Raw genomic sequence first — 18,380 nt, 5'->3', positions numbered from 1 at the left:
TGCGGCTGGTCAGGCCGTACGACGCAGCAGCGCCAGATACATCGCGTCGGTCCCGTGCATGTGCGGCCACAGCTGGACGTCGGGCCCGTCGCCGAGGCCCGCGACACCGGGCATCAGCGGCCGCACGTCGATCCACTCGGCCTCCACGGGCGCGCCGCCCCGCCCCTTGAGCACGTCCTCCACCACGATCCGCGTCTCGGCGAGGTGCGGCGAGCAGGTCGCGTAACCGACCACGCCGCCCACCCGCACCGCCGACAGCGCCTCCCGCAGCAGCCCGCGCTGGAGCGGCGCGAAGCCGTCCAGGTCCTCCGGGCGGCGGCGCCAGCGGGCCTCGGGACGGCGGCGCAGGGCGCCGAGGCCCGAGCACGGCACATCCATCAGGACGCGGTCGAACGAGCCCGGCAGCCACGGCGGCCGGGTGCCGTCGGCCGCGATGACCTGGTACGGGCCGGGGTTCCCGGCCAGCGCGCGCTCCACCAGCCGGGCGCGGTGGGGCTGCTTCTCGGAGGCGAGCAGCGCGGCGCCGCGCTCGGCGGCCAGCGCGCCGAGCAGGGCGGCCTTGCCGCCGGGCCCCGCACACCCGTCCAGCCAGCGCTCGTCCCGTCCCTCGATGGGAGCGTTCGCGAGTGCGACGGCGACCAGCTGGCTACCCTCGTCCTGCACACCGGCCCGCCCGTCCTTGACGGCGTCGAGGGCGCCCGGCTCACCGCCCTCGGCCATCCGTACCGCGTACGGGGACCAGCGGCCGGGCAGGCCGCCGCCCTCACCCAGCGCGTCCATGAGCTCATCGGTGGTGGACCGGCCGGGGCGCGCGACCAGGGTCACCTCGGGCCGCTCGTTGTCCGCCTCAAGCAGGTCCTCGATACCGGCGCGACCGCCGCCAAGGGCGTCCCACAGCGCCGAGACGACCCATCGCGGATGCGAATGGACGATGGCGAGATGGTCCTCGGCGTCCTCGTCGTAGGGCGGCGCGACCTTCTCCAGCCAGGCGTCCAGATCGTTCGCCGCGATCTTGCGCAGTACGGCGTTGACGAACCGGGCCCGGCCGTCGCCGAGCACCACGCGCGCGAGCTCGACGCTGGCGGAGACCGCCGCGTGACTCGGAATACGGGTGCCGAGCAACTGGTGCGCGCCGAGTGCGAGCACGTCGAGCACCGGCGGGTCGACCTCGCGCAGCGGCCGGTCGATGCACTCGGCGATGATCGCGTCGTAGGTGCCCTGGCGGCGCAGCGTGCCGTAGACGAGCTCGGTCGCGAGCGCCGCGTCGCGACCGTCGAAGTTCCCGCCCTCGCGCGCCTTGCGCAGCAGCGGCGGCAGTACGAGGTTGGCGTACGCGTCCCGCTCGTCCACCGCGCGCAGCGCCTCGAAGGCGAGGATGCGGACGGGGTCCTTCTTGGGGCGGCGGTACGGCTTGCCGCCGCCCTTGCCGTTGTTCTGGGGACGGCTGCGCGGCTGATCGTTCACGTGAAAGGTGCTCCGCTGGTCAGATGGTGCGAACCCGACCAGCGTACGACTGTTGACCGCGCGCCCCCACCCGGGTCGCACCCCCGATGCGGCGTGGGTCAGCCGACGTGCTCGCCGGGCGCGATGCGCACGCCGCGCGCCCAGTCCGCGCCCTTCATCGGCTTCTTGCCCTGCGGCTGCACCCAGAGCAGCTCGACGGCGTGCGAGCCGGTGCCGACGTACACATTGTTCTTACCGGCGGACAGCTCACCGGGCGCCAGGTCCGTACGGTCCGCGACCGGCACCGCCTGGACCAGCTTCAGACGCTCGCCCCGGAACACCGTCCAGGCGCCGGGGGCCGGGGTGCAGCCGCGCACGACCCGGTCGACCCGCAGCGCGGGCGCGGACCAGTCGATCTGCGCGTCCTCGACGGTGATCTTCGGGGCGAGCGTGATGCCGTCGGCGGGCTGCGGAACGGCCTTGAGCGTGCCGTCCTCGATGCCGTCCATGGTCGCGGCGAGCAGCCCGGAGCCCGCGAAGGCGAGCCGGGTCAGCAGATCGCCGCTGGTGTCGGTGGGGCGTACGACCTCGGTGACCGTCCCGTACAGCGGACCCGAGTCGAGGCCCTGCTCGATCAGGAACGTCGAGGCGCCGGTGATCTCGTCGCCCGCCATCAGCGAGTGCTGCACGGGGGCGGCACCGCGCCAGGCGGGGAGCAGCGAGAAGTGCAGATTGACCCAGCCGTGGGCCGGGATGTCGAGCGCGACCTTCGGGAGCAGCGCCCCGTACGCGACGACCGGGCAGCAGTCCGGGGCGATCTCGCGCAGCCGCGCCAGGAACTCCTCGTCACGCGGCTTCACCGGCTTCAGCACCTCGATGCCGGCCTCCTCCGCGCGCTGGGCGACGGGGCTGGCCACCAGGCGCCGGCCGCGCCCGGCGGGAGCGTCGGGCCGGGTCACCACGGCGGCGACCTCGTGCCGGCCGGAGGCGATCAGGGCGTCCAGGGCGGGGACGGCGACCTCGGGGGTGCCTGCGAAGACGAGCTTCACTGCGGGATACCTCGCTTTGTAGAGAGCGCCGCCAGTCTATGGGGTGTCAGGCCCGTGGGCCCGATCCGGTGGTGGGTCCGGGGACGAGCCGAGGAGGGGTCCGACGGCGGGTCGGATGACGGGTCGTGCAGTGGGTCTGACGGTGGGTCGCGTGGCGGGTCGGACGGTGGGGGCGTACGAAGCGTCGCGCGCCCTCTGCATATGCCCATACGCCCCCGCAGCGTGACCACAACACCAGGTGGCGCGTTGGTCAAGAGAGATTGACCGAAACGGGCCGCGCTGCGGCCCATCCCTTTTCAACAACGCCGGTTCGAGAGGCTTGTTCATGGCCGACCACGCAACCCACGACGCCCAGGCACGGGCCAGTCTGCACCTGTTGGTGCGGGACATCGAGCGGGTCCGCCGGCAGGTGGACGCGCTGCGCACCCTCACCGCGCAGCTCGGCAACGTCTACCGCCCGCGCCGCTCCGGCCCCTCCACGGGCTTCGTCGTGTACGGGCGCGCGCCCGCCCCGACCGTCCGGCTCGCCCAGGAGCTGCGGGACAGCGTCGAGACCCTGGTGACCGCCGCGGTCGACTTCGACCGCTCCCTGGGCTTCTCGTGGGACGCGGTGGGCTCGGCGCTCGGGGTCACCAAGCAGGCGGTGCACCGGCGTTACGGGGCACGGCGCGCCGCGGCCCAGGCCGCCGAGGCCGAACGTCCCGCCGAGGCGACCGTGCCGCGCGCCCTGCCGGTCCCTGCCGGGGTCCCCGCGGTGCCCGCCGCGCGCTCGATGCCGCCCCAGCCGACGGCGACTTCACAGTCGCTCCGCGAGGAGGCCCGCGCCACGGCGTTCCCCGGCCCGCGCAACGGTTGACCCACCCCTTTCCGTGCCCCTGTCGTACGTGCCGTACGCCGGGGGCACCCGTCTGTGCGGTAGCGGTCGTACGTAGGTGAGGACGGGGCGTGGCGGGGCACGCGAAGGTGGGCCCGGGGCACCTGAGGGCGGGCCGACCGCCAACCGGCACCGCTCAGCCGATGTCCGGCGGATCCACCCTGATCCGCACCGGATCGCCGCCCCCGCGCGCGAGGCGGCCCGCCTGGGCGGTCTTCAGGGCTGCGGCCAGGGCCGAGCCGCTGCCCGGGGGCACCCGCAGCAACGCCCTTTCCCAGACCTCGCCGACCGGCGGGGCGCCGGGGCGCCGCACCCGGCCCGGCTCGGTCGCGGGCACCGGGACCGGCCCCAACACCTCGGCGTCGGGCGGCAGTTGGGCACTGGCCAGATACGCCTCCACGGCCTCCGGACGGCCCGTCACCTCGGCCATCCGGGAGACCGGCGGGAAGCCCAGCTCGGCCCGTTCGGCGAGCTCGCGCAACGCGTGGCCGACCGGGTCCCAGCGGACCAGGGCCTGGACGGGCCGCAGGGTCGGCTCGGCGACGACGACCACCGTGCCGCCCTCCTCCTGCCCGCGCACCAGCGACGCCGCCCCGATCCAGCGCCGCAGCGCCTCCTCCCCGGCCCGCAGATCGGGCCGCCCGAGCATCGCCCAGCCGTCGAGCAGCAGGGCCGCCGCGTAACCGCCCTCGGCGACCGGCTCGGCGCCGGGTGTGGAGACGACAAGCGCGGGCCGTCCGGGCACGCTGTCCAGCACATGGTCGCGCCCCGACGTACGCACCGGCACCGCCGGGAACGCCCGCCCCAGCTCCTCCGCCGTACGCCGGGCGCCCACCACGCTCGCGCGCAGCCGTATGCCGCCGCACTCCGAGCAGTGCCAGTCGGGCTCGCCCCGCCCGCACCACCCGCACGTCAAGTCCCGCTCGTCCGGCGCCTCCAAGGGCCCCGAACAGTGCCTGCACCGCGCGGGCGCACGGCACCGCTCACAGGCCAGCCGGGGCACGTACCCCCGCCGGGGCACCTGTACGAGCACCGGCCCGTGCTTGAGCCCTTCCCGAACGGCCTGCCAGGCGAGGCTGGGCAGCCGCGCGGCGCGCGCCGCCTCGTCCCGGGCCAGCTCGCCGTCGCCGACGGTCCGCACCAAAGGCGCGGCGGCCCTTATGGTGGCGCGGTCGGCGACCAGCGGCGCCGCCCAGCCGCTCTCGACGAGCTGGGCGGCCTCGACCGTACAGCTCGTACTCCCCAGCAGGAACGCGCACTTGTCGTGGGCGGACCGCAGCTCAAGGACCTCTCGTACGTGCGGGAAGGGCGCGTGGTCGTCGCTGTGGCTGGAGTCGCCGTCCTCCCAGACGACCACCAGGCCGAGGTTCTCGACCGGCGCGAACATCGCGGCCCGCGTCCCCACCACGGCCCGCACCGAGCCCCGGCGCACGGCCAGCCACTGCCGGTAACGCTTCTCGGGCCCCGACTCGGCGGTCAGCAGCGCATGCCGCCCCTCGCCGAGCAGCGCGGTCAGCGCGGCGTCGACCCGCCCGGCACTGCGCCCGTCGGGCACCACGACCAGCGCACCCCGCCCACCCGACAGGGTCGCCGCGACGGCCCGCGCGATCTCCTCGGCCCACGCGGGCCCGGGCAACGCGGTCCACACGGCCCGGGGCACCCCTCCGGCAGCGAGCGCCCGCAAGAACGCAGCCCCGTTCCCATACCGCCCCCACGACCCGGCGTCCGGCACCGGGGGCGCCTGCGGCGCCGGGGGTGACGGCTTGCTCTCCGCCCTCCCATTGCGCGGCGGCACGGCAAGCTGCAGCACATCGGCCAGGCTGCCCGCGTACCGGTCGGCCACGGCCCGGGCGAGCGCCAGCATCGCGGGGCTGAGCACCGGCTCCGGCGAGACCACCCCGGCCAGCGCGGCGAGCGGCCCCGAGTAGTCGGACTCGGCCACCCGCTCGACCAGGAACCCGTCGATCAGCCCACCGCCCTCGCGACGCCCGTCCCGTACGTTCCGCGACCCGGCCCCGAACCGCACCCGCACCCGCACCCCCGGCCGCGCGTCGGCGTCGAGCTCCTTCGGCACGGCGTAGTCGAAGAACCTGTCGAGGTGCACCCCACCCTTGTCCACCACGACCCGGGCAACAGGCAGCACCTCGGCCAGCGCGGCCCCCCGCCAGGTCCGCGGCTTGGCCTTGGGCACCTTGGCCTTGCGCACGGTCTCCCGAATGAGCGCAAGCTGCTCCGCCCCACCGCCCCCCACGGCGCCCCCACCCGGCTTCTCGTTCTCGCTGCTCACGTCCAAATTCCTACCAGACGTCACTGACAGCGGCGGTCGCCGAGCGGGCCGGGCGAATGCACGGCAGCCCCGGACCACCAGGTCCGGGGCTGCCGTACAGGCGGATGACCTACAGGCCTACAGGCCCGCTGCCGCGCGCAGCGCGTCGACGCGGTCCGTGCGCTCCCAGGTGAAGTCGGGGAGCTCGCGGCCGAAGTGGCCGTAGGCGGCCGTCTGGGCGTAGATCGGGCGGAGCAGGTCGAGGTCGCGGATGATCGCGGCCGGGCGGAGGTCGAAGACCTCGGCGATGGCGGTCTCGATCTTGTCCGTGTCGACTGTGGCGGTGCCGAAGGTCTCGACGAAGAGACCGACCGGCTCGGCCTTGCCGATCGCGTACGCGACCTGGACCTCGCAGCGGGCCGCGAGGCCGGCGGCGACGACGTTCTTGGCGACCCAGCGCATCGCGTACGCGGCCGAGCGGTCGACCTTGGACGGGTCCTTGCCCGAGAAGGCGCCGCCGCCGTGGCGGGCCATGCCGCCGTACGTGTCGATGATGATCTTGCGGCCGGTCAGCCCCGCGTCGCCCATCGGGCCGCCGATCTCGAAGCGGCCGGTCGGGTTCACCAGCAGGCGGTAGCCGTCGGTGTCCAGCTTGATGCCGTCCTCGACGAGCTGCTTCAGGACGTGCTCGACGACGAACTCGCGGATGTCGGGCGCGAGCAGCGAATCGAGGTCGATGTCCGAAGCGTGCTGCGAGGAGACGACGACCGTGTCGAGGCGGACGGCCTTGTCGCCGTCGTACTCGATGGTGACCTGGGTCTTGCCGTCGGGACGCAGGTACGGGATCGTCCCGTTCTTGCGGACCTCGGACAGGCGGCGCGACAGGCGGTGCGCCAGGTGGATCGGGAGCGGCATCAGCTCGGGCGTCTCGTCGCACGCGTAGCCGAACATCAGGCCCTGGTCGCCCGCGCCCTGCTTGTCGAGCTCGTCCTCGTCGCCCTCGACCCGCTTCTCGTACGCGGTGTCGACACCCTGCGCGATGTCCGGGGACTGCGCGCCGATGGAGACCGAGACGCCGCAGGACGCGCCGTCGAAGCCCTTCTTCGACGAGTCGTAGCCGATCTCAAGGATCTTGTCGCGGACGAGCTGGGCGATCGGCGCGTACGCCTTGGTCGTGACCTCGCCCGCCACGTGGACCAGGCCCGTGGTGATCAGGGTCTCCACGGCGACCCGGGAGGTCGGGTCCTCGCGCAGAAGCGCGTCGAGGATCGTGTCGCTGATCTGGTCAGCGATCTTGTCGGGGTGACCCTCGGTCACAGACTCCGAGGTGAACAGACGACGGGACACAACGCTCCCTGGGGTTGCAGCGGCTGCTGGCTGATCATGGGTGGGACGGGCCGGGAGCTGCGCCCGGCGTCGTTCCACCACCAGTTTATCGGTCGGTACCGGTCGACGGACCACTTGTCTCGCACAATGAAAGCTCTGTGACCTGCGACACCGCATTCTGCAGTACGAAGATCTGCCCTCACCAGAGGCTCCGGCACCTGATTTTGGCGGGTTTCGGGCGCCCGGAGGGGCGAACGTGGATTTACGCGAAACGCGGCACGACGAGATCCCACACCACGTCCGCCAGCATTTCCTTCGGGCCGTACGGAACGGGGGTCTCGGAGCCGTCGGCGGCCAGGACGACCGCCTCGTTCTCCTCCGAGCCGAACGTCTTGCGCTCCCCCACCTCATTGACAACCAGCAGGTCACAGCCCTTTCGCTGCAACTTCCGGCGTCCGTTGGCGAGCACGTCGTCGGTCTCGGCGGCGAAGCCGACGACCACCTGCCCGGGGCGCGGCCGGTCGCCGGAAAGCTCGGCGAGAACGTCGGGATTACGCACGAGGGTGAGCGGCGCGGGCTCCTCGCCGTCCTTTTTCTTGATCTTCCCGGCGGCGTACGACTCGGGCCGGAAGTCGGCCACGGCGGCGGCCATGACCACCGCGTCCGCGTCGGACGCGGCCTTCAGAACCGCCTCCCGCAGTTGAACGGCGGTCCCCACATGGACCACGTCCGCGCCCGCCGGATCGGGCAGCCCGGTGTTGGCCTCGATCAGCGTGACCCGGGCGCCACGGGCGACGGCGGTGCGCGCCAGGGCGTACCCCTGCTTTCCGGAGGAACGGTTCCCCAGATAGCGGACCGGGTCCAGCGGCTCGCGCGTGCCGCCCGCGCTGACCACCACATGGCGGCCCTCCAGGTCCCGCTCGCCGGTCCCCCGGGCAAGGACCCGGCGGCAGACCTCGAAGATCTCGGCGGGCTCGGGGAGCCGTCCCTTGCCGGTGTCGACGCCGGTGAGGCGGCCGACGGCGGGCTCGATGACGACCGCGCCCCGGCGGCGCAGCGTCGCCACGTTCTCCTGGGTCGCGGGGTGCTCCCACATCTCGGTGTGCATCGCGGGCGCGAAGATCACCGGACAGCGGGCGGTGAGCAGGGTGTTGGTGAGCAGGTCGTCGGCGAGGCCGTGGGCGGCCTTGGCCAGCATGTCGGCGGTGGCCGGGGCCACCACCACCAGGTCGGCCGCCTGGCCGATCCGTACGTGCGGGACCTGGTGGACGTCGTCCCAGACCTCGGTGGACACGGGGTGCCCGGAGAGCGCCGACCAAGTGGCGGCCCCCACGAAGTGCAGCGCCGACGCGGTCGGCACCACCCGGGTGTCGTGCCCGGACTCGGTCAGCCGGCGCAGCAGCTCGCACGCCTTGTAGGCGGCGATCCCGCCGCTGACCCCCAGAACGACCTTCGGCTTGTCCACCGCGTCTCCCCGCATTCGGATACGTACTCCCCAATGACACACCACAGGCCCGGCAGTCGCGCTGCCGGGCCTGTGGTCACACGTACGGAGGCCTTACTGGGCCGGGCCCTCGATGGCCTCGGAGGTCAGCAGACCCGCGTTGATCTCGCGAAGCGCGATCGAGAGCGGCTTCTCGTGGACGTGGGTGTCCACCAGCGGGCCGACGTACTCCAGCAGGCCCTCGCCGAGCTGCGAGTAGTACGCGTTGATCTGGCGCGCGCGCTTGGCGGCGTAGATCACGAGGCTGTACTTCGAGTCGGTTGCTTCAAGCAGCTCATCAATCGGCGGGTTGATGATGCCCTCGGGCGTGGTGATGGAAGAGGACACTCTCTGCCTTCCGAAGGGGATTAAAGATCAAAGAACTTTCATCAAGGCTAGCAGCTCACGAGCTACATCCTCGACGGAGGTATTGACCAGGGTCGTATCGAACTCGGCCTCGGCGGCCAGTTCGACCTTCGCGGCGGCGAGCCGGCGCTCGATCACGTCGGGCGCCTCGGTCCCCCGGCCGGTGAGCCGGCGGACCAGCTCGTCCCAGCTCGGCGGGGCCAGGAAGACGAGCAGCGCCTCCGGCATCGACTCGCGCACCAGCCGGGCGCCCTGGAGGTCGATCTCCAGGAGAACCGGCTCCCCGGCCTCCAGACGCTCAAGAACGGCGCGGCGCGGCGTGCCGTAGCGGTTGCCCGCGAATTCGGCCCACTCAAGAAGTTCGCCGTTGGCGACCATCTTGTCGAATTCCTCGTCGTCCACGAAGAAATAGTGGACGCCGTGCCGCTCGCCGGGGCGCGGCTTGCGGGTCGTCGCCGACACCGAGAGCCAGACCTCGGGGTGGACCTTGCGCATATGAGCGACGACCGTGCTCTTGCCGACCCCTGACGGGCCGGAGAGCACGGTCAGCCGCGGACGTGCGTCCGGGGGTACGGGGGATGACCCCCGGGGTGCTACTGCCATGCAGCGATTATTCCAGCTTCCCGGGGGTGCCCGGAACGTCAGGCCCCGGCGCCGCCGAACTCGCGCTCAAGGGATGCGATCTGGTTGGAGCCGAGACCCCGCACTCGGCGGCTCTCGGAGATCCCCAGCCGCTCCATGATCTGCTTGGCGCGGACCTTGCCCACGCCCGGCAGGGACTCCAGGAGCGCGGAGACCTTCATCTTGCCGATGACGTCGTTCTTCTGTCCCTGCTGGATGACCTCGTGGAGGGAGGCACCGGAGTGCTTGAGTCGATTCTTGACCTCGGCCCGCTCCCGGCGAGCCGCGGCGGCCTTTTCGAGCGCGGCTGCGCGCTGTTCAGGGGTAAGGGGCGGAAGAGCCACGCCTACGTCACCTCGGATGTCGAACTGTCGGATACGGACCGGTGAGGAACCTAGTCGCCCCACACCAGGCGAGCAACGAGCGACGCACAACGCCCGTTCGCTCGTCGCTGCTCTCGTCGGAGACTAGCGGCCTAGACCGCTCCAGTCAGCGAGAACAAGCGAAAAGTCCTGGTCAGCCTCTGCCGACCAGGACATTCGCGACATAACACCCGGGTTTTGGGTAAGGAATGCGTCAACATTCGACGCCCGAGTCCGAATGCCGGACCCGAAGGACCGTCAGGCCGAGGCCACGGCGGTGCGGATCTCGTCCGCGAAAAGGGCCGCGGACTCGCGCAGGGCGCCGGCGTCGGGACCGTGACGCAGAACACCCCGGCTCACGTTCGGGACGACATTGCGGACGGCCGCGCCGAACACCGCCGGAAGGTCGGAGGCCTTGGCGCCCTGCACCCCGATGCCCGGAGCGAGCAGCGGGCCGTTGATGTCCAGGTCGAAAGTCGACAAGTCGCCAAGGGTCGCCCCGACCACCGCGCCGAACGAGCCCATCGGGACCGCGCCCGCGTTCTCGTCCGCCAGGTGCGCCAGCATCGTCGCGCCGATCGTGCGGCCGTCCTCGCGCACCGCGCGCTGGACCTCCGCGCCCTCCGGGTTGGAGGTGAGGGCGAGCACGAAGAGCCCGGCGCCGCTCTCGCGGGCCAGCTCCACGGCGGGCTTGAGCGAGCCGTAACCGAGGTAGGGCGAGACGGTGAGCGCGTCCGAGAACAGCGGCGAGCCCGGCCGCAGGAACGTCTCGGCGTACGCGGCCATCGTGGAGCCGATGTCGCCGCGCTTGGCGTCCATCAGAACCAGCGTGCCGGCCGCGCGGGCGTCCGCGACGGTCCTCTCCAGGACCGCGATGCCCCGCGAGCCGAACCGCTCGAAGAAGGCGGCCTGTGGCTTGAAGACGGCGACGTGGTCGGCCAGCGCCTCGACGACCGTCCGCGAGAACCGCTCCAGGCCCGCGACGTCGTCGTTCAGACCCCAGTCGGCGAGCAGCGAGGCGTGCGGGTCGATGCCGACGCAGAGCGGCCCGCGCTCGTCCATCGCGCGGCGCAGGCGCGCGCCGAAGGGCTCCAAGGTGCTGCTGGTGCTCATGCGTTCGCCTTTCGGGTGTCGGCGCCGACGGCCTCGGCGAGGGTGGCGTACGGGGAGGCGGCGAGCCGGGCCGCGAGGCCCTTGTGGACCGCCCGGCCCCAGAAGGGGCCCTCGTAGATGAACGCGCTGTACCCCTGGACCAGGGTGGCCCCGGCGAGGATCCGCTGCCAGGCGTCCTCGGCGCTCTCCACGCCGCCGACGCCCACCAGGGTGATCCGGTCGCCCACGCGCGCGTAGAGGCGGCTCAGGACCACCAGGGAGCGCTCCTTGAGGGGCGCGCCGGACAGCCCGCCGGTCTCCTTCACCAGCGCCGGGTCCGAGGTCAGGCCGAGGCCCTCGCGCGCGATGGTGGTGTTGGTGGCGATGATGCCGTCCAGACCGAGCTCGACCGCCAGGTCCGCGACCGCGTCCACGTCCTCGTCCGCGAGGTCGGGGGCGATCTTGACGAGCAGCGGCACCCGCCGCGTGGTCACCGTGCGGTCGGCGGCCTCGCGCACGGCCGTGAGCAGCGGCCGCAGCGACTCGGTCGCCTGGAGGTTGCGCAGCCCCGGCGTGTTCGGCGAGGAGACGTTCACGACCAGGTAGTCGGCGTACGCGGCCAGGCGCTCGGTCGACTTCACGTAGTCGGCGGCGGCCTCCGCCTCCGGTACGACCTTGGTCTTGCCGATGTTGACGCCGACCGTCGTACGGAAGACGGCCTTGCGGGCCGCCAGGCGCTCGGCCACGGCCGCCGAACCCTCGTTGTTGAAGCCCATGCGGTTGATCAGCGCGCGGTCCGGCACAAGGCGGAACAGCCGCTTCTTGGGGTTGCCCGGCTGGGCCTCCCCCGTGACGGTGCCGATCTCGATGTGGTCGAAGCCGAGCATCGCCATGCCGTCGATCGCCACGGCGTTCTTGTCGAAGCCCGCGGCGAGGCCGAACGGGCCGTGCATGCGCAGCCCGAACGCCTCGGTGCGCAGCTCCTTGTAGCGGGGCGCCAGCGCGGCCGCGACGAACGTGCGCAGCACGGGGACGCGGGCCGCCAGACGGATCCAGCGGAAGGCCATGTGGTGGGCCTGCTCCGGGTCCATCCGCTTGAAGACGAGATTGAAGAACAGCTTGTACATGTCGGTGTCCTCATGCGGAGGGGGACACCGTTTCCGGTGTCCCCCTCGGGCGGTTGCTAGTCGCGGGCCGCGGTCAGGTGTTCCGCGTGTTCCTGGAGCGAACGGACGCCCACGTCACCGTGGTTGAGCGCGTCGATGCCCTGGACGGCTGCTGCGAGTGCCTGGACGGTGGTCAGACACGGTACGGAGCGGGCCACCGCCGCGGTGCGGATTTCGTAGCCGTCGAGGCGGCCGCCGGTGCCGTAGGGGGTGTTGACGATGAGGTCGACCTGGCCGTCGTGGATGAGCTGGACGATGGTCTTCTCGCCGTTCGGGCCTTCGCCTTCGGACTGCTTGCGTACGACGGTGGCGTTGATGCCGTTGCGCTTGAGGACTTCGGCGGTGCCGGAGGTGGCGAGGAGTTCGAAGCCGTGGGCGACGAGTTCGCGGGCGGGGAAGATCATGGTGCGCTTGTCGCGGTTGGCGACCGAGATGAAGGCGCGTCCCTTGGTCGGCAGCGGACCGTAGGCGCCGGCCTGGGACTTGGCGTAGGCGGTGCCGAAGACGGTGTCGATGCCCATGACTTCGCCGGTGGAGCGCATCTCCGGGCCGAGGACGGTGTCGACGCCGCGGCCGTGGACGTCGCGGAAGCGGCTCCAGGGCATGACGGCTTCCTTGACGGAGATCGGCGCGTCCAGCGGCAGCGTCCCGCCGTCACCGTTCTTCGGGAGCAGACCCTCTTCGCGCAGCTCGGCGATGGTGGCGCCGAGGCTGATGCGGGCGGCGGCCTTGGCGAGCGGGACGGCGGTGGCCTTGGAGGTGAAGGGGACCGTGCGGGAGGCGCGGGGGTTGGCTTCCAGGACGTAGAGGATGTCCCCGGCCATCGCGAACTGGATGTTGATCAGACCCCGGACGCCAACGCCCTTGGCGATGGCCTCCGTTGAGGCCCGCAGGCGCTTGATGTCGTGCCCGCCCAGGGTGATGGGGGGCAGGGCGCAGGCGGAGTCACCGGAGTGGATACCGGCCTCCTCGATGTGCTCCATGACGCCGCCGAGGTAGAGCTCGGTCCCGTCGTAGAGGGCGTCCACGTCGATCTCGATCGCGTCGTCCAGGAAGCGGTCCACCAGCACGGGGCGGGTCGGGGAAATCTCCGTCGACTCGGCGATGTAGGAGGACAGTCGCTCCTCGTCGTAGACGATCTCCATACCGCGTCCACCCAGCACGTAGGAGGGCCGGACCAGGACGGGGTAGCCGATCTCGTCGGCGATGGCCTTCGCGTCCGCGAAGGTGGTGGCGGTGCCGTGCTTGGGCGCCGGCAGCCCCGCCTCCGCCAGCACGCGGCCGAAGGCGCCGCGGTCCTCGGCGGCGTGGATCGCCTCCGGCGAGGTGCCCACGACGGGGACGCCGTTGTCCTTCAGTGCTTGCGACAGGCCGAGGGGGGTCTGGCCGCCGAGCTGCACGATCACACCCGCCACCGGGCCCGCGAGGGTCTCGGCGTGGACGATCTCCAGCACGTCTTCGAGGGTGAGGGGCTCGAAGTAGAGACGGTCGGAGGTGTCGTAGTCGGTGGAGACGGTCTCCGGGTTGCAGTTGACCATCACCGTCTCAAAACCCGCATCGCTGAGCGCGAAGGAGGCGTGGACGCACGAGTAGTCGAACTCGATGCCCTGACCGATCCGGTTCGGCCCGGAGCCGAGAATGATCACTGCGGGCTTCTCACGCGGGGCGACTTCGGACTCCTCGTCGTAGGAGGAGTAGAAGTACGGGGTCTTCGCCGCGAACTCCGCCGCACACGTATCGACGGTCTTGTAGACGGGGCGCACGCCCAGGGCGTGGCGGACCTCGCGCACCACGTCCTCGCGCAGGCCCCGGATCTCGGCGATCTGGGCGTCGGAGAAGCCGTGCCGCTTCGCTTCCGCGAGCAGGTCGACGTCCAGACGCTCAGCACCGGCCAGCTCGTCCGCGATCTCCTTGATCAGGAACAGCTGGTCCACGAACCACGGATCGATCTTCGTCGCGTCGAAGACCTCGTCGGGGGTGGCACCGGCACGGATCGCCTGCATGACCGTGTTGATCCGCCCGTCGGTGGGACGGACGGCCTCGGCCAGCAGCTCGGCCTTGTCGCCGACGGGGCCGGTGAAGGCGAACTGCGAGCCCTTCTTCTCCAAAGACCGCAGCGCCTTCTGCAGGGCCTCGGTGAAGTTCCGGCCGATCGCCATCGCCTCACCCACCGACTTCATCGTCGTCGTCAGCGTCGAATCAGCGGACGGGAACTTCTCGAACGCGAACCGCGGGGCCTTCACCACGACATAGTCGAGGGTCGGCTCGAACGAGGCCGGGGTCTTCTCCGTGATGTCGTTCGGCACCTCATCGAGCGTGTAGCCGATGGCGAGCTTCGCCGCGATCTTCGCGATCGGGAAACCCGTCGCCTTCGACGCCAAAGCGGAGGACCGCGACACACGCGGGTTCATCTCGATCACGATGACGCGGCCGTCGACCGGGTCGATCGCGAACTGGATGTTGCAGCCACCCGTATCCACACCGACCTCGCGGATGATCGCAATACCGATGTCCCGCAGCCGCTGGTACTCGCGGTCGGTGAGCGTCATCGCCGGGGCCACCGTGATCGAGTCACCGGTGTGCACACCCATCGGGTCGAAGTTCTCGATCGAGCAGACGACCACGACGTTGTCACTCTTGTCGCGCATCAGCTCCAGCTCGTACTCCTTCCACCCCAGGATCGACTCCTCCAGCAGCACCTCGGTGGTCGGCGACAAAGTGAGACCCTGCCCGGCGATACGGCGCAGCTCGTCCTCGTCGTGCGCGAAGCCGGAACCGGCGCCGCCCATCGTGAACGAGGGGCGGACCACGACGGGGTAGCCGCCGAGGGTGTCCACACCGGCGATCACCTCGTCCATCGTGTGGCAGATCACCGAGCGAGCGGACTCGCCGTAACCGATCTTCGCCTTGACGGCCTCGACCACACCCTTGAACAGGTCCCGGTCCTCACCCTTGTTGATCGCCTCGACGTTCGCGCCGATCAACTCCACGCCGTACTTCTCCAGCACACCGTTCTCATGCATGGAGATCGCCGTGTTCAACGCCGTCTGACCACCCAGCGTCGGCAGCAGCGCGTCCGGGCGCTCCTTCGCGATGATCTTCTCCACGAACTCCGGCGTGATCGGCTCCACGTACGTGGCGTCGGCGATCTCCGGGTCGGTCATGATCGTCGCCGGATTCGAGTTCACCAGGATGACGCGCAGGCCCTCGGCCTTGAGGATGCGGCAGGCCTGGGTGCCGGAGTAGTCGAACTCGGCGGCCTGACCGATGACGATCGGGCCGGAGCCGATGACCAGGACGGACTGGATATCGGAGCGCTTAGGCACGCTGGCCCTCCATCAGGGAAACGAAGCGGTCGAACAGGTACGCGGCATCGTGCGGGCCGGCGGCCGCCTCGGGGTGGTACTGGACGCTGAAGGCCGGCTGGTCGAGCAGCTGGAGGCCTTCGACGACCTGGTCGTTCAGACAGACGTGGGAGACCTCGGCACGCCCGTACGGCGTGTCGGAGACCTTGTCGAGCGGGGCGTCGACGGCGAAGCCGTGGTTGTGCGCGGTGACCTCGACCTTGCCGGTCGTACGGTCCTGCACCGGCTGGTTGATGCCGCGGTGGCCGTACTTCAGCTTGTACGTGCCGAAGCCGAGCGCGCGGCCCAGGATCTGGTTGCCGAAGCAGATGCCGAAGAGCGGGGTCTTGCGCTCCAGGACCGCCTTCATGACGGCCACCGGGCCGTCGGCGGTGGACGGGTCGCCGGGGCCGTTGGAGAAGAACACGCCGTCCGGGTCGACCGCGTACACGTCCTCGACGGTGGCGGTCGCGGGCAGCACGTGCACCTCGATGCCGCGCTCGGCCATCCGGTGCGGGGTCATGCCCTTGATGCCGAGGTCGACGGCGGCGACGGTGAACTTCTTCTCGCCGATCGCGGGGACGACGTACGTCTCCTTGGTGGCGACCTCGGCGGAGAGGTCCGCGCCCTGCATCTCGGGCGCCTGGCGCACCTCGGCGAGCATCGTGCCCTCGTCGGGCAGCGCGTTGCCGGAGAAGATGCCGACGCGCATCGCGCCGCGCTCGCGCAGATGGCGGGTGAGCGCGCGGGTGTCGATGCCGGAGATCCCGACGACGCCCTGGTGACGCAGCTCCTCGTCCAGCGAGCGCTGGGCGCGCCAGTTGGACGGGATGCGGGCGGGGTCGCGGACGACGTAACCGGCGACCCAGATCCGCTGCGACTCGGGGTCCTCGTCGTTGACGCCGGTGTTGCCGACGTGCGGCGCGGTCATCACGACGACCTGGCGGTGGTACGACGGGTCGGTCAGCGTCTCCTGGTAGCCGGTCATACCGGTGGAGAACACGGCCTCGCCGAACGTCACCCCCGTGGCCCCGTAGGCGCGGCCGCGGAACGTGCGGCCGTCCTCCAGGACGAGTACTGCGGGAACCTTTGTGGCTCCCCGGGTGGAGGTCGTCATCGTGCGGCGCCTTCCGTCGTGGTGGTGGGGTGGTTCATGGAGTTGATGGCCTCGATCCAGGCGGCGTGCTCGGACGCCTGGTCGGACCGGAAGCCCGAGTCGATCAGCTTGTCGCCGTGGGCCCAGGTGACGACCAGCAGGCCGCCCTCCGGGAGCACCTTTCCGGCGATCGCCTTCTCGGACCTGGCCTCGCGCAGTGCCTCGGCCGGGATGAAGAAGTCGTTCGCTCCGGGCCGTACGACGTGTACGCCCTCGGCCGACAGGGTGAGCTCGGCCTTGCTGCGGACGCCCAGACCGTGCGCGACGATCCGGTCGAGCCACTGCCCGGCCGTGGTGGAGCCGTGGTAGCGGCCGCTCATGCTCAGTGTCGCCGGGCCGGTCGCCTTGGGCACGGCGGGCAGCTCCGGCAGGTCCGACTGGAGGGTGCCGCGCCACTTCCAGCCCTGGCGCATCAGCCAGTACACGAAGCCCACGAAGATCAGCACGCCGACGACCCAGGCGATCCGGGCCCCCCAGTGCGTCACTTCGGCCGACTTCTGCTCGGCGGCCAGCGTCGATACCCCGAGATTGAAGAGTGCAGGTGTCATGCCAGCTTCCCGTCCACGACCGTCGCCCTGCCCCGCAGGAAGGTGTGGGTGACGCGCCCCGGCAGCTCACGGCCCTCGTACGGGGTGTTGCGGCTGCGGGAGGCGAAGCCCGCGGGGTTCACGGGACCACGGTATGCCGGATCGACCAGCGTGAGGTTGGCGGGCTCGCCTGCCGAGACGGGGCGGCCGTGGTCCTCGGCGCCGCCGATCCGCGCGGGCTTGACCGACATGCGCTCGGCGACGCCCGCCCAGTCGAGCAGGCCCGAGTCGACCATGGTGTGCTGCACGACCGAGAGCGCGGTCTCCAGGCCGACCATGCCCATGGCGGCCGCGGCCCACTCGCAGTCCTTGTCCTCGTGCGGGTGCGGGGCGTGGTCGGTGGCGACGATGTCGATCGTGCCGTCGGCCAGCGCCTCGCGCAGCGCCATCACGTCGGCCTCGGTGCGCAGCGGCGGGTTCACCTTGTAGACCGGGTTGTACGAGCGGACCAGCTCGTCGGTGAGGAGCAGGTGGTGCGGGGTGACCTCGGCGGTGACGTCGATGCCGCGCGACTTGGCCCAGCGCACGATCTCGACCGAACCGGCGGTGGAGAGGTGGCAGATGTGGACGCGGGAGCCGACGTGCTCGGCGAGCAGCACATCGCGCGCGATGATCGACTCCTCGGCGACGGCGGGCCAGCCGCCGAGCCCGAGCTCGGCCGAGACGACGCCCTCGTTCATCTGGGCGCCCTCGGTCAGCCGGGGCTCCTGGGCGTGCTGGGCGACGACGCCGCCGAACGCCTTCACGTACTCCAGGGCGCGGCGCATGATCACGGCGTCGTCGACGCACTTGCCGTCGTCGGAGAAGACGGTGACCCCGGCGGCCGAGTCGTGCATGGCGCCGAGCTCGGCGAGCTGCTTGCCCTCCAGGCCGACGGTGACGGCGCCGATGGGCTGAACATCGCAGTAGCCGTGCTCGCGGCCGAGGCGCCAGACCTGCTCGACGACGCCCGCGGTGTCGGCGACCGGGAAGGTGTTGGCCATGGCGAAGACGGAGGTGAACCCGCCGCGCGCGGCGGCCTGGGTGCCGGTCAGGACCGTCTCGGAGTCCTCACGGCCCGGCTCGCGCAGATGGGTGTGCAGGTCGACGAGACCGGGGAGCAGGATCTGGCCGTCGGCCTCGATGACCGTCGCGTCCTGAGCGTCGATGCCGGTGCCGACCTGGGCGATCGTCTCGCCGTCGATCAGGACGTCCTGGACTTCGCCGCCGAGTACCTTCGCGCCACGGATAAGGATCTTGCTCATG

Annotated in this window: 15 protein-coding genes; 1 reads left to right on the top strand and 14 read right to left on the bottom strand. The window is 71.3% G+C overall.

The annotated features are described in order from the left end of the window. Positions 1–9: 9 nt before the first annotated feature. Together ACT1U9_RS26660 and fmt are read right to left on the bottom strand one after the other, a co-directional pair. Complete coding sequence (locus ACT1U9_RS26660) at positions 10–1,464, bottom strand: RsmB/NOP family class I SAM-dependent RNA methyltransferase (RefSeq protein ID WP_444535159.1); 1,455 nt, start codon at positions 1,462–1,464, stop codon at positions 10–12. Positions 1,465–1,562: 98 nt separating this feature from the next. After that, positions 1,563–2,492 carry a methionyl-tRNA formyltransferase gene (gene fmt, locus ACT1U9_RS26655; protein WP_444535158.1) on the bottom strand — a complete coding sequence of 310 codons (930 nt, stop codon included), beginning with the start codon at positions 2,490–2,492 and terminating at the stop codon, positions 1,563–1,565. A 325-nt stretch (positions 2,493–2,817) separates the two neighbouring features. Here fmt and ACT1U9_RS26650 point away from each other — a divergent pair, with 325 nt between their 5' ends. Then, on the top strand, positions 2,818–3,348 hold the full coding sequence (locus ACT1U9_RS26650) for a hypothetical protein (RefSeq protein ID WP_188275108.1): 531 nt from the start codon (positions 2,818–2,820) through the stop codon (positions 3,346–3,348). A 154-nt stretch (positions 3,349–3,502) separates the two neighbouring features. Here the strand turns inward: ACT1U9_RS26650 and ACT1U9_RS26645 are convergent, their stop codons facing one another. The 12 genes from ACT1U9_RS26645 to ACT1U9_RS26590 form a co-directional block, all read right to left on the bottom strand. Further along, positions 3,503–5,653: a primosomal protein N' gene (locus ACT1U9_RS26645; protein WP_444535157.1), complete on the bottom strand. Its 2,151-nt coding sequence runs from the start codon at positions 5,651–5,653 to the stop codon at positions 3,503–3,505. Positions 5,654–5,770: 117 nt separating this feature from the next. Then, the gene (gene metK, locus ACT1U9_RS26640; RefSeq protein ID WP_444535156.1) at positions 5,771–6,979 is read right to left on the bottom strand and encodes a methionine adenosyltransferase; all 1,209 of its coding nucleotides are present in this window, start codon (positions 6,977–6,979) and stop codon (positions 5,771–5,773) included. 241 nt (positions 6,980–7,220) lie between these two features. Next, positions 7,221–8,438, bottom strand: coding sequence for a bifunctional phosphopantothenoylcysteine decarboxylase/phosphopantothenate--cysteine ligase CoaBC (gene coaBC, locus ACT1U9_RS26635; protein ID WP_444535155.1), 1,218 nt, complete (start codon positions 8,436–8,438; stop codon positions 7,221–7,223). A 78-nt stretch (positions 8,439–8,516) separates the two neighbouring features. Then, positions 8,517–8,789, bottom strand: a complete 273-nt coding sequence (rpoZ, locus tag ACT1U9_RS26630) for a DNA-directed RNA polymerase subunit omega (RefSeq protein ID WP_003970369.1) — start codon at positions 8,787–8,789, stop codon at positions 8,517–8,519. Between the two features lie 27 nt (positions 8,790–8,816). Further along, positions 8,817–9,410, bottom strand: coding sequence for a guanylate kinase (gmk, locus tag ACT1U9_RS26625; RefSeq protein WP_188275112.1), 594 nt, complete (start codon positions 9,408–9,410; stop codon positions 8,817–8,819). A gap of 38 nt (positions 9,411–9,448) precedes the next feature. Further along, positions 9,449–9,772, bottom strand: coding sequence for an integration host factor (locus ACT1U9_RS26620; protein WP_188275113.1), 324 nt, complete (start codon positions 9,770–9,772; stop codon positions 9,449–9,451). 276 nt (positions 9,773–10,048) lie between these two features. After that, positions 10,049–10,903: an orotidine-5'-phosphate decarboxylase gene (pyrF, locus tag ACT1U9_RS26615; RefSeq protein WP_444535154.1), complete on the bottom strand. Its 855-nt coding sequence runs from the start codon at positions 10,901–10,903 to the stop codon at positions 10,049–10,051. Continuing rightward, entirely contained in the window at positions 10,900–12,009 is a 1,110-nt protein-coding gene (locus ACT1U9_RS26610; RefSeq protein ID WP_444535153.1) for a quinone-dependent dihydroorotate dehydrogenase, read from the bottom strand. The genes pyrF and ACT1U9_RS26610 overlap by 4 nt, the downstream gene beginning before the upstream one ends. A gap of 56 nt (positions 12,010–12,065) precedes the next feature. Beyond that, positions 12,066–15,374: a carbamoyl-phosphate synthase large subunit gene (gene carB, locus ACT1U9_RS26605; protein WP_444535152.1), complete on the bottom strand. Its 3,309-nt coding sequence runs from the start codon at positions 15,372–15,374 to the stop codon at positions 12,066–12,068. Further along, complete coding sequence (carA, locus tag ACT1U9_RS26600; protein ID WP_444535151.1) at positions 15,367–16,509, bottom strand: glutamine-hydrolyzing carbamoyl-phosphate synthase small subunit; 1,143 nt, start codon at positions 16,507–16,509, stop codon at positions 15,367–15,369. The genes carB and carA overlap by 8 nt, the downstream gene beginning before the upstream one ends. Beyond that, positions 16,506–17,096, bottom strand: coding sequence for a PH-like domain-containing protein (locus tag ACT1U9_RS26595; RefSeq protein ID WP_444535150.1), 591 nt, complete (start codon positions 17,094–17,096; stop codon positions 16,506–16,508). The genes carA and ACT1U9_RS26595 overlap by 4 nt, the downstream gene beginning before the upstream one ends. Next, on the bottom strand, positions 17,093–18,379 hold the full coding sequence (locus tag ACT1U9_RS26590) for a dihydroorotase (protein WP_444535149.1): 1,287 nt from the start codon (positions 18,377–18,379) through the stop codon (positions 17,093–17,095). The genes ACT1U9_RS26595 and ACT1U9_RS26590 overlap by 4 nt, the downstream gene beginning before the upstream one ends. Position 18,380: the final 1 nt, after the last annotated feature.

The sequence above is a fragment of the Streptomyces sp. BR1 genome (assembly GCF_052373795.1).
Lineage (GTDB): Bacteria > Actinomycetota > Actinomycetes > Streptomycetales > Streptomycetaceae > Streptomyces.
This window is presented reverse-complemented; position numbering and strand designations above follow the sequence as displayed.

Coding starts and splice junctions, on each gene's coding strand:
- ACT1U9_RS26610 (WP_444535153.1), bottom strand. CDS start 12,009: ATGTACAAGCTGTTCTTCAATCTCGTCTTCAAGCGGATGGACCCGGAG.
- ACT1U9_RS26595 (WP_444535150.1), bottom strand. CDS start 17,096: ATGACACCTGCACTCTTCAATCTCGGGGTATCGACGCTGGCCGCCGAG.
- carA (WP_444535151.1), bottom strand. CDS start 16,509: ATGACGACCTCCACCCGGGGAGCCACAAAGGTTCCCGCAGTACTCGTC.
- ACT1U9_RS26590 (WP_444535149.1), bottom strand. CDS start 18,379: ATGAGCAAGATCCTTATCCGTGGCGCGAAGGTACTCGGCGGCGAAGTC.
- pyrF (WP_444535154.1), bottom strand. CDS start 10,903: ATGAGCACCAGCAGCACCTTGGAGCCCTTCGGCGCGCGCCTGCGCCGC.
- coaBC (WP_444535155.1), bottom strand. CDS start 8,438: ATGCGGGGAGACGCGGTGGACAAGCCGAAGGTCGTTCTGGGGGTCAGC.
- gmk (WP_188275112.1), bottom strand. CDS start 9,410: ATGGCAGTAGCACCCCGGGGGTCATCCCCCGTACCCCCGGACGCACGT.
- ACT1U9_RS26650 (WP_188275108.1), top strand. CDS start 2,818: ATGGCCGACCACGCAACCCACGACGCCCAGGCACGGGCCAGTCTGCAC.